The 9,967-nt window shown below is 73.3% G+C and carries 11 protein-coding genes; 8 read left to right on the top strand and 3 right to left on the bottom strand.

What is annotated here, in order from left to right; genetic code table 11:
* Positions 1-724: LysR family transcriptional regulator (locus J0670_RS18910; RefSeq protein WP_207812799.1), on the bottom strand; the 724-nt coding region annotated here is incomplete at its 3' end.
* 191 nt (positions 725-915) lie between these two features.
* Here J0670_RS18910 and J0670_RS18905 point away from each other — a divergent pair.
* Positions 916-1,629, top strand: a complete 714-nt coding sequence (locus J0670_RS18905; RefSeq protein ID WP_207812798.1) for a class II aldolase/adducin family protein — start codon at positions 916-918, stop codon at positions 1,627-1,629.
* Between the two features lie 46 nt (positions 1,630-1,675).
* On the opposite strand, the gene J0670_RS18900 is transcribed toward J0670_RS18905, so the two are convergent.
* Positions 1,676-2,344, bottom strand: coding sequence for a TetR/AcrR family transcriptional regulator (locus tag J0670_RS18900; protein ID WP_207812797.1), 669 nt, complete (start codon positions 2,342-2,344; stop codon positions 1,676-1,678).
* Between the two features lie 57 nt (positions 2,345-2,401).
* Between J0670_RS18900 and J0670_RS18895 the strand changes: the two genes are divergently transcribed.
* Together J0670_RS18895 and J0670_RS18890 are read left to right on the top strand one after the other, a co-directional pair.
* The gene (locus tag J0670_RS18895) at positions 2,402-3,865 is read left to right on the top strand and encodes an MFS transporter (RefSeq protein WP_207812796.1); all 1,464 of its coding nucleotides are present in this window, start codon (positions 2,402-2,404) and stop codon (positions 3,863-3,865) included.
* A complete protein-coding gene (locus J0670_RS18890; protein ID WP_207812795.1) occupies positions 3,862-4,266 on the top strand; it encodes a cupin domain-containing protein in 405 nt (134 codons plus the stop codon). Before J0670_RS18895 ends, J0670_RS18890 begins: the two co-directional genes overlap by 4 nt.
* On the opposite strand, the gene J0670_RS18885 is transcribed toward J0670_RS18890, so the two are convergent.
* Entirely contained in the window at positions 4,260-4,463 is a 204-nt protein-coding gene (locus tag J0670_RS18885) for a hypothetical protein (protein ID WP_207812794.1), read from the bottom strand. The two genes, J0670_RS18890 and J0670_RS18885, sit on opposite strands and share 7 nt — an antisense overlap.
* A 100-nt stretch (positions 4,464-4,563) precedes the next feature.
* Here J0670_RS18885 and J0670_RS18880 point away from each other — a divergent pair, with 100 nt between their 5' ends.
* From J0670_RS18880 to J0670_RS18860, 5 genes are all read left to right on the top strand, one after another.
* Entirely contained in the window at positions 4,564-5,655 is a 1,092-nt protein-coding gene (locus J0670_RS18880) for a DUF5937 family protein (protein WP_307806581.1), read from the top strand.
* A gap of 148 nt (positions 5,656-5,803) precedes the next feature.
* Positions 5,804-7,579 (top strand): acetate--CoA ligase, encoded by a 1,776-nt coding sequence (gene acsA, locus J0670_RS18875; RefSeq protein ID WP_207812792.1) that lies wholly within the window; start codon positions 5,804-5,806, stop codon positions 7,577-7,579.
* Complete coding sequence (pdhA, locus tag J0670_RS18870; RefSeq protein ID WP_207812791.1) at positions 7,576-8,598, top strand: pyruvate dehydrogenase (acetyl-transferring) E1 component subunit alpha; 1,023 nt, start codon at positions 7,576-7,578, stop codon at positions 8,596-8,598. The genes acsA and pdhA overlap by 4 nt, the downstream gene beginning before the upstream one ends.
* Positions 8,595-9,587 (top strand): alpha-ketoacid dehydrogenase subunit beta, encoded by a 993-nt coding sequence (locus J0670_RS18865; protein WP_207812790.1) that lies wholly within the window; start codon positions 8,595-8,597, stop codon positions 9,585-9,587. The genes pdhA and J0670_RS18865 overlap by 4 nt, the downstream gene beginning before the upstream one ends.
* 16 nt (positions 9,588-9,603) lie before the next feature.
* Positions 9,604-9,967: biotin/lipoyl-containing protein (locus J0670_RS18860; protein ID WP_243437212.1), on the top strand; the 364-nt coding region annotated here is incomplete at its 3' end.

The following is a 9,967-nucleotide window of genomic DNA, read 5'->3' as shown; positions in this document are numbered from 1 at the left end:
GGTCGCTGGTGGCGACCAGGCGCAGGGCCGTCGTGAAGTCGGGTACGGAGGCCGCCACGGTGCGCGGCGTTCCCTCGGCCTCCAGCAGCCGGTCGGCCGCGGTGCGCAGTCGCCCGTGGCGGGAGACCACGACGTGGTCCCAGGCGGTGAAGCGGGCGGTCGTGGTCTCGCCGCGGCTGAGCGGGTGGCCCGCGCGGACCACGCCGAGGAGTGGCTCGCGCACCAGGCCTTCGGTGCGCAGACCGGCCTCCTTGGGCGCGTTGACGCTGATCGCGAGCTCGGCGGCGCCCTCGCGGAGCGTCCCTCCTTCGTCGGCGGCCCTGCCCTCGCTGAGGAAGCGCAGTTGGACGCCGGGGGCTTCGGCCCGTACGCGGGTCAGCAGGTCCGTGCCGAAGCACGCGACGAGGTCCTCGGGGGCCAGGACGGTGAGGACGCGGCGCAGTTCGGCCACCGTGTCCCCCTCGGCGGGGCCCAGCAGGTTCTGCGCGTCCTCGACCAGGGCGCGTACCCGCGGGCGCAGGGCCAGCGCGTGCGCGGTCGGTTCCATGCCCCGGCCGGTGCGCACCAGCAGGGGATCGGCGAAAGCGGTGCGCAGCCGTCCCAGGGCCCGGCTGACGGCCGGCACCGACAGGTCCAGTCGGCGGGCCGCCGCGGTGACGCCGCCCTCCTCCAGCACGGCATCGAGGACGACGAGGAGGTTGAGATCGAGGGACGTCACTTTCACCGGGCGAAAGTAGCACTTGCGATCTTTGCACTGGTCGTACCCGGTGGCCGGTCCTAGGGTCGGAGACATCACCGCGGGACGGGGCCTCGAAGGCCCCAAGTGCGCGGCGGGCGACCGCTGTCGGAGCCGCGGTCGCGTCGAACCAGGTGGCCCGAGGGCGGGCCCGGATGCGATACCGAGGAGAACGATCCATGACGGATGGCATGAGCGACGACCCGCGCGCGCTGGTCGCGACGGGCAGTCAGGTCCTGGCCGCGGCCGGGCAGGGGGACATGGTGTGGGGGCACCTGGCGGTCCGCGATCCGGGCGGACGCGGCGTGTGGATGAAGTCGGCGGGCTGGGGCCTGGAGGAGATCACGCCCGACCGCGTCCTGCTCGTCTCGTGGACCGGCGAGCTGCTGGAGGGGGAGGGGCGGGTGCACCTCGAACACCACATCCACACCGAGATCATGCGGGCCCGTCCCGACGTGCACGTCAGTCTCCACACCCACTCCCTGACGGTCAACGCCTTCAGTGCCCTCGGCGAACCGCTGCGCGCGCTCGGCCACGACGCCGTCGTCTTCGCCGAGCACGGCCTGCCCCGGTTCACCGCCACCGACAACCTCGTCCGCACCCCCCAACTGGGCCGTGCGCTCGCGGCCGACCTCGGCGACGCCCGTGCCTGCCTGATGCCCGGACACGGCCTGGCGGCGGTCGGCCGCGACATCGCCCACGCGGTCATGTACGCGATCCTGCTCGAACGCGCCTGCCGGACCCAGCTCACCGCCCGGGCCGCGGGCGAACTCCGGCACTGGACCGGTCACCAGGAATGCCTGGAGAAGGACGCGGTGGCCTGGCCCGACAGTCAGATCGACGCGGGGTGGCGGTACTGGCGACGCCGTGCCGCGCTCCTCCAGGCCCTCTGACCGCCCGGGGCGCGCCCGCACGTAAGGACTCCGGGGCGGCGACCCGTCAGCGGGCGGCGAGGAGGCCGTCCACCAGGGCTCGGAGCCCGTCCAGGTAGGTGTCCTCGGCGGTCAGCGGCGCCCAGCGGTCCGCGACCTGTGCCAGGCGGGGCAGCTCGCTCGCGTCGAGACCGGCGAAGACCCGCTCCCGGTAGGTGTCGCGGTCATCGCCCGCGCGCCGCCGGGACGCCGTCGTCCGGACCACGATCTCTCCGGCGGTGTAGTACCAGATCGCGCGGTACCCGTGGACGGCCCGCTCGGGAGGCAGACCGCATTCGACCAGGCCGTCGACGATCTGCTCGACGAACCACAGGGCGGACGTGGCCATCAGGTCGTCGGCGGTCAGCACCTCCACGATCCAGGGGCAGGCGGCGAGCGCCTCGTGGATCGCGGCGGCGGCGACGACGATCCGCTCGCGAGGCCGAGCCGGCAGTTCGGGTCGTCGCAGCGTCCGCGAGGCGTAGTCGTCCAGCAGCAGGACGAGCAGTTCGTCCTTGTTGCGGACGTGGTGGTAGAGCGCCATCGGCGTACTGCCGATCTCCGCGGCCAGCCGCCGCATGGTCAGCCGGTCCACGCCTTCCGTGTCCACGATCCGGCGAGCCGTCTCGACGACCTCCTCACGGGAGATGCGGGGAGGTCGGCCGGAGGCTTTGCGCGGTGCGGACGGTTGCGGCATGCCCTCATCCTCCCCCACGACTCGACAGCGGTGATCCTCCGGGGCTACTTTTCTTACATGTACAAAAACTCACGAGGGCGTCCCGGCGTCGTGCTGGCCGCTGCCGCCGTCGCCCAGTTCGTCTTCGCCCTGGACATGTCGGTGGTCAACGTCGCCCTGCCCGCGATCCGCACCGCGCTGGGATTCGCGCCACTCGACCTGTCGTGGGTCGTGCACGTCTACGCGCTCACGTTCGGCGGCTTCCTGCTGCTGGGGGGCCGTGCCTGCGACCTGTACGGACGGCGCCGGCTGTTCCTGCTGGGCCTGGCCGTCTTCGGGCTGTGCTCCCTGGCGGGCGGGCTGGCCCAGGAGCCCTGGCAACTGATCACCGCCCGCGCCGGGCAGGGCCTGGGGGCCGCCGCGGCCGCACCGGCCGCGCTGGCGCTGCTCACCACCACCTTCCCCGAGGGCCCCCGGCGGGTCCGCGCGCTCGGAGTGTGGAGCGCCGTGAACGCCGCGGGCGGAGCGCTGGGCGTGCTGGCGGGCGGACTGCTGACCGAGTACGCGGGCTGGCGCTGGGTCATGCTGGTCAACCTGCCCATCGTCGTGGCGGCTCTCGCGCTGGCCTTCACGGGCGTGCCCGCCGGAGCGCGGCCCGTCCGGCGCGAGGGGCTGGACGTGCTCGGCGCCGTCCTGGCGACCGGCGGCGTCGGGCTGCTGGTCTTCGGTGTCCTGCTCACCGGCACCCGAGGGTGGGGATCCCCGGCCACGCTGGCGACCCTCGCCACCGCGGCCGCGCTGCTGGCCGCCTTCGCCCTCGCCGAAACGAGGGCCCCCGCACCGCTGTTGCGCCTCGGCCTGCTGCGCAGCCGCTGGGTCGCCGGCGCCAACGTGCTGGTGTTCCTGGCCGCGGCCGGGCAGTTCGCGGCGTTCTACTTCGTGTCCCTGTACATGCAGCAGGTCCTGGGCATGAGCGCCGTGGCGACCGGCGTCGCGTTCCTGCCCTTCTCGGCGGGCCTGGTGGCGGGCAGCATCGTCGCGACCCGCGTCACCTCGACCCGCACCCCCCGCTCGGCCCTGGTGCCCGGCGCCCTGCTGGCCGCCGCCGGCCTGGCCTGGTTCGCCTTCATCGACCCCCACGGCGGCTTCCTCACCGACGTGCTCGGCCCGTCCGTGATCACCAGCTTCGGCACCGGACTGGTCCTGGCCCCGGTCGCCGCCGCCGCGACCACCGGCATCACCCCGCGCGAGGCCGGCATGGCCTCCGGCCTCATGAACAGCTCGCGCCAACTCGGAGGCTGCATCGGCCTGGCCGTCCTGGCCACCCTCGCCGTACATCGCACCGGCACGGCCACGGACCCCGCCGCGCTCAACGACGGCTACGCCCTGGGCCTGGCCGTCGCCGTCGCCCTCTTCGTGCTCGCGGCGGTCGTGGCGATCGCCGTGCTGCCCCGACGCCGGGCCGCGACGCCCGTACCGCACCCCGCCGTCCGGCAATCCGCCGCTCCGGTGGAGAACCGACTGGAAGGAACACCGTCATGACGACGACACCCATCGCAGCCGTCGACCTGTTCGCCTCGGCACTGCTCATCCACCCCGACGGCGACGTCCGAGCCGGCGAACGACGGATGGCGAGCGGCGACTCCGGCGCCTGGCAGATCGCGACGTTCCACGTGGAGACCGACGCCGACGTGCACGGCGACCACTGGGAGATGCACCCGGAGGCGGATGAGGCGGTGTGCTGCCTGACCGGCGGAGTCCGCGTCTACTTCCGCCCCGCCGAGCCCGGTGGCACCGAGGACATGGTGCGGTTGCGGGAGGGCACCGCCGTGATCGTCCCCCGCGGCCGCTGGCACCGCCTGGAACTGGACGCCCCCAGCGACCTGATGTCGATCACCCTGCGCCACGGCACCCGTCTCGAAAGGCGCACCGGCACTCACTGAGCGGAGTGGTGGCCCGGCAGATGCGCCGCCGGGCCACCACAGGCCGCCGGGCGGTCGGCGGGAACGGCTTCGGAGCGTCGGTGGTCGAGGGCCGCCCGCAGGACGGCGACGTCGTGGGTGCCGGGGGCGGGCGGGGCCGGCTCGGCGTGCTGGGCGGCCCGGTAGCTGTCGAAGAGGTGCTGCTGCAGTGCGTTCATGCGCCCACCCTGCGCCACGGCCTCGACCTGCGGCCCGTCAATTGACAGCCCTCGTCAAATGGCACGACAGCACCCTCGCCCGGCCCGGCACCATAGGGGGGTGAGCGTGACCATCGACATCACCGGACTGCCGCACGAGCGGATCGCCTTCTGCCCCTCGCCGCTGGCCGAGCTCGGCAACGCGCTGCACGCGCTGGCCGAGCCCGCCCATCACCCCCGGCTGCACGCGTGGACGACGGCGACCTCCGCCGCGCTCAAGCCGGAGCTGGCCGACCGGCTGCTGGAGGCCGACTTCATGTGGCGGTCGACGCGCTCCGACTTCCTGATGCCGGCCCAGCCCCGCGAGACCCTCGCCGAGGAACTGGACGACCTCGACCGCATGGACGACGAGAAGTTCGTCGGGCTGGCCCTGGAGATCTCGTGCAGTACCAGCCACTACCCCAAGGGCCTGCCGTCGCCCCTGCTCGACGAGTGGTCACGGCGCCGCGCGCTCGACCTGGCCGCGGCGCGCGGCCCGCGCCAGGCGGCGTTCGTCGAGCGGATGCTCGCCGAACCCACCGCCACGCGCGCGTGGATACGGCGCCTCCTGGAGGACTGCGACCAGGCGTTCTTCGCCGACACCTGGCGCCGGGTCCGCGTCCAGCTCACCGCCGACGCCCGGCACAAGACCGAGCTGCTGCGCCGCAAGGGCCTGGCGGAGGCGCTCACGGCGGCATCGCCCGCGCTGAGCCTGGAGGAGGACGAGCACGGCAGCCGCATCGTCGTCGACAAACTGATACACGGCCGCACCGAGGCCTGCGGCACCGCCCTCACACTGCTGCCGACCGTCTTCGGCTGGCCGCACCTCTTCACCCTGTACGCACCGGGCTGGCAGCCCGTGATCCAGTACCCGGCCGCCTCCCACGAGGTCGGCGGCACCGAGTCCGTGGAGACGGTCAAGCTGCGCCTGGACGCGCTGACCCATCCGATGCGGATGAACCTGTGCCGCAACCTCGCGCGCGGCACGTACTCGACGAACGAGCTGGCCGACGCGTACGGCATCACCGCCCCCGAGGTCTCCCGCCACCTCGCCGTCCTGAAGAAGGCCGGACTGGTCATCACCCAGCGCCGGGGCCGTTACGTGCTCAACCAGCTCGACCTCTCCGTCGTGGCCCGGATCGGCAGCGACTTCCTGGAGTCCGTGCTGCGGTAGGGGTGGCCGGGCAGGGCCGCACACCGCGACGCGGTACGGCGGCTCGGAAGCGTCGCCGCATCCCCCTCCTCGCGGTGACCCGAAGCCCGTCGCAGGATGGAGGGAGCGGGCCGCACACGCGCGGCGCCGTGATTCGGAGGCATTCCCCGTGAAACCTCACACACCGGCGGCCACGCCCGTACTCGGGGACGACGCCCCGGCCGGGCCCGACCCGGTCTGGCTGCGGGCCCGCTCCCTGCTCGACGGACTGCCCGGTGGGCGAGGGCTGAACATCGCCCACGAAGCCGTCGACCGGCACGTGGCAGCGGGGCGGGGCGAACGCACCGCGCTTCGCTGCGTCGCAGCCGACCGTACGGTCACCCCGGTGACCTACGCCGAGCTCGCCCGGCGCGCCAACCGCTTCGCCAACGGACTGCGGGCCCTCGGAGTCGGGAAGGGGGACCGGGTCGCGTCGCTGCTCGGCCGGTGTCCCGAGCTGTACGCGTCGGTGCTCGGCACCCTGAAGAACACCTCGGTGTTCTGCCCGCTGTTCCCCGCCTTCGGCCCCGCTCCGGTCGAGGAGCGGCTGCGGCTCGGCGAGGTCCGGGTCCTGGTCACGACGGCGGAGCTCTACCGGCGCAAGGCGGCCGAGCGGCGGGAGCGGCTGCCGGGGCTGGAACACGTCCTGATCGTGGGCCCGGGTTCGGAGCGGCTTCCCGGCACGGCCTCCTTCGACGCGCTCACGGCCGAGGCCTCCGAGGAGTTCACCATTCCGGACACCGACCCCGGGGACATGGCGCTGCTGCACTTCACCAGCGGCACCACCGGCACTCCCAAGGGCGCGGTCCACGTGCACGAGGCCGTGGTCGCCCACCACGCGACCGCCGCGCTCGCCCTGGACCTCCGCCCGGACGACGTGTTCTGGTGCACCGCCGACCCCGGCTGGGTGACCGGCACGTCGTACGGGATCATCGCGCCGCTCACCCACGGCGCGACCCTGGTGGTGGACGCGGGGGAGTACGAGGCCCGGCGCTGGTACGGCATCCTCGCCGACGAGCGGGTCAACGTCTGGTACACCGCGCCCACCGCGATCCGGATGCTGATGCGGGTGAGCCCCCGGGGCAGCCCGCCCGAGCTGCCGCGTTCCTTCGACCTGTCGGCCCTGCGGTTCATCGCCAGCGTGGGTGAGCCGCTCAACCCGGAGGCCGTCCGCTGGGGTCAGGAAATCCTGGGCCTGCCGATCCACGACAACTGGTGGCAGACCGAGACCGGCTGCATCATGATCGCCAACACGGCCGGAGCCGAGATCAGGCCGGGCTCGATGGGCCGGCCGCTGCCCGGGGTGAGCGCCGGTGTCCTGGCCCGCGGGCCGGAGGGGCGGGCGGCGGTGACGGACGGGCGGGTCCGGGTGCTGGAGGAACCCGGGGCCGAAGGCGAGCTGGCCCTGCGGCCCGGCTGGCCGGCGATGTTCCGCGGCTACCTCGGGGAGGAACAGCGCTACCGAGCGTGCTTCGCCGACGGCTGGTACCTCACCGGGGACGTGGCCCGGCGGGACGCCGACGGCTACTACTGGTTCGTCGGGCGGGCGGACGACGTGATCAAGTCGGCCGGGCACCTGATCGGCCCGTTCGAGGTCGAGAGCACTTTGATGGAGCATCCGGCGGTGGCCGAGGCCGGGGTGATCGGCCGCCCGGATCCGGTCGCCGGCGAGATCGTCAAGGCTTTCGTCTCGCTGAAGCCCGGATTCGAGGCGGACGACGCACTGGCCCGCGACCTCACCGCGTTCGCCCGCCGACGGCTAGGTCCGGCCATCGCCCCGCGCGAGATCGCCTTCGACCAGCACTTGCCGAAGACCCGCAGCGGCAAGGTCATGCGGCGCCTGCTGCGCGCCCGCGAACTGGGCCTGCCCGAGGGGGACCTGTCGACCCTGGAGGAGACGGCATGACCCGCCGAACCACTGCGGCGGCCCACCGCGGCAGGCCCGGATCGCCGGTCGACGCCGAGCACCGGTACGACCTGCTGCGGGAGATGCTGCGCATCCGGCGCTTCGAGGAACGCTGCGTGGAGCTCTACAGCGCCGGGGAGATCCGCGGCTTCGTCCACCTGTGCATCGGCGAGGAGGCCGTGTCGGTCGGCGTCCACCAGGCGCTCACGTCCGAGGACGCCGTGGTCACCACGTACCGCGAGCACGGCCACGCGCTGGCGAGGGGCGTTCCCATGGCGGCGGTGCTGGCCGAGATGCTGGGCCGTGTCACCGGCTGCAGCCGAGGCCGAGGCGGGTCGATGCACCTCTTCGATGCCGGCCGCCGCTTCTACGGAGGCCACGGCATCGTCGCCGGGGGCATTCCGGTGGCGGGCGGACTGGCCCTGGCCGACCTGATGCGCGGGCGACCGGACCTGACGTGCTGTTTCTTCGGTGACGGCGCGGTCGCCGAGGGCGAGTTCCACGAGACGGCGAATCTCGCCGCGCTCTGGGACCTGCCGCTGCTGATGATCTGCGAGAACAACCTGTACGCCATGGGCACCCCGCTGGCCCGCGAGCACGCCCAGACCGACCTCGCGGCCCGGGCCGCCTCCTACGGGCTGGTCGCCTGGGCCGTCGACGGCATGGACGTCCTCGCCGTCGAACGGGCAGCCCGGCGCGCTGCGCGGGCCGTCCGCGAGGGCGGGGGCCCGTACTTCCTGGAGCTGCGCACCTACCGTTACCGGGCGCACTCGATGTACGACCCGGACCTCTACCGGGACAAGGCCGAGATCGAACGGTGGAAGCAGCGGGACCCGATCACCCTCCTCACGGAGCGGATGCGCGCCGACGACGGGTTCGACGACACCGCGCTCGACCTCGTCGAGAAGGACGTCGCGGAGGAACTGGAGCACGCCGAGGCCGGGGCCCGGGAGGGCGGGCTCGAACCGCCGGAGGACCTGCTGCGCTTCGTACGCAGTCCGGCGGAGGAGACGCCGTGACCGGGAAGGCGGCGGCCCGGGAGCCGACTTTCCGGGACGCGCTGCGGGAGGCGTTGCGCGAGGCCCTCGCAGCTGACGAGCGGGTGTTCCTGATGGGCGAGGACGTGGGGCGCTACGGCGGGGCCTTCGGCGTGAGTCTCGGGTTGCTCGACGAGTTCGGCCCCGGTCGGGTCCGCGACACGCCGCTGTCCGAATCGGCGTTCGTGGGCGCGGGCATCGGCGCGGCCATCGCGGGCCTGCGGCCGATCGTCGAGGTGATGACGGTCAACTTCAGCCTGCTCGCCCTCGATCAGATCGTGAACAACGCCGCGACGCTGCTGCACATGTCGGGCGGGCAGGTGGCCGTGCCGCTGGTGATCCGGATGACCACCGGCGCCGGCCGTCAGCTCGCCGCCCAGCACTCGCACAGCCTCGAAGGCTGGTACGCCCACATCCCGGGCATCCGGGTGCTGGCTCCGGCCACCGTGCAGGACGCCCGGTACATGCTGGCGCCCGCCCTGGCGGACCCCGATCCGGTGGTGATCTTCGAACACGGCTCGCTCTACAACGTCACCGGCACCCCGGATCCGGACGCCGCGCCGGTGGACCTGGACCACGCGGCCGTTCGTCGTGCCGGGAACGACGTCAGTCTGATCACCCACGGAGGCTCGCTCGGAAAGGTCCTGGAGGCGGCCGAGCGGCTCGCCGGGGACGGCGTCGAGGCCGAGGTCGTCGACCTGCGGACCCTTCGGCCCCTGGACGACGCGACGATCCTGGGTTCCGTCGCACGCACCCACCGGGCGGTGGTGGTCGACGAGGGCTGGCGCACGGCCGGACTGTCGGCCGAGGTGGCGGCGAGGATCGCGGAACAGGGCTTCTACGACCTGGACGCACCGGTGGAGCGCGTGTGCGGAGCCGAGGTGCCGGTGCCGTACGCCCACCAGTTGGAGGAGGCCGCTCTTCCGCAGGTCGAAGGCATCGTGGCGGCGGCCCGGCGGGCGGTCGGTTGAGATGACGGAGTTCACGATGCCGGCCCTCGGCGCCGACATGACCGAGGGAACGCTGCTGGAGTGGCTGGTCAGCCCGGGGGACCGGGTGGCCCGGGGTGACACCGTGGCCGTCGTCGACACGGCCAAGGCGGCGATCGAGGTCGAGTGCTTCGAGACGGGCACGGTGGAACGGCTTCTGGTGGAACCCGGCACGACCGTTCCGGTGGGCACCGCCATGGCCGTCATCGCGGTGGAGCCCGCCGAACGCGTGCCCGCGCCCGCGGCGAAGCCGGCGCCCGCGCCGGCGCCTTCGGTTCCGACGCCCGAGCCGGGAATCACACCGCTCGTGCGGCGCCTCGCCGAGGAAAGCGGGCTGGACCTCGCCACCGTGAACGGTACCG

Origin of the sequence: Streptomyces sp. FH025 (assembly GCF_017427025.1) — a bacterium.
Lineage (GTDB): Bacteria > Actinomycetota > Actinomycetes > Streptomycetales > Streptomycetaceae > Kitasatospora.
Note: the sequence above shows the minus strand (reverse complement) of the source record. Positions and strands in the feature narration are given on the sequence as shown.

What these genes read in the sequence shown, in the direction of transcription:
- pdhA (WP_207812791.1), top strand. Translation starts at nt 7,576, where the DNA reads ATGACCCGCCGAACCACTGCGGCGGCCCACCGCGGCAGGCCCGGATCG.
- J0670_RS18900 (WP_207812797.1), bottom strand. Translation starts at nt 2,344, where the DNA reads ATGCCGCAACCGTCCGCACCGCGCAAAGCCTCCGGCCGACCTCCCCGC.
- J0670_RS18890 (WP_207812795.1), top strand. Translation starts at nt 3,862, where the DNA reads ATGACGACGACACCCATCGCAGCCGTCGACCTGTTCGCCTCGGCACTG.
- J0670_RS18895 (WP_207812796.1), top strand. Translation starts at nt 2,402, where the DNA reads ATGTACAAAAACTCACGAGGGCGTCCCGGCGTCGTGCTGGCCGCTGCC.
- J0670_RS18905 (WP_207812798.1), top strand. Translation starts at nt 916, where the DNA reads ATGACGGATGGCATGAGCGACGACCCGCGCGCGCTGGTCGCGACGGGC.
- J0670_RS18885 (WP_207812794.1), bottom strand. Translation starts at nt 4,463, where the DNA reads ATGAACGCACTGCAGCAGCACCTCTTCGACAGCTACCGGGCCGCCCAG.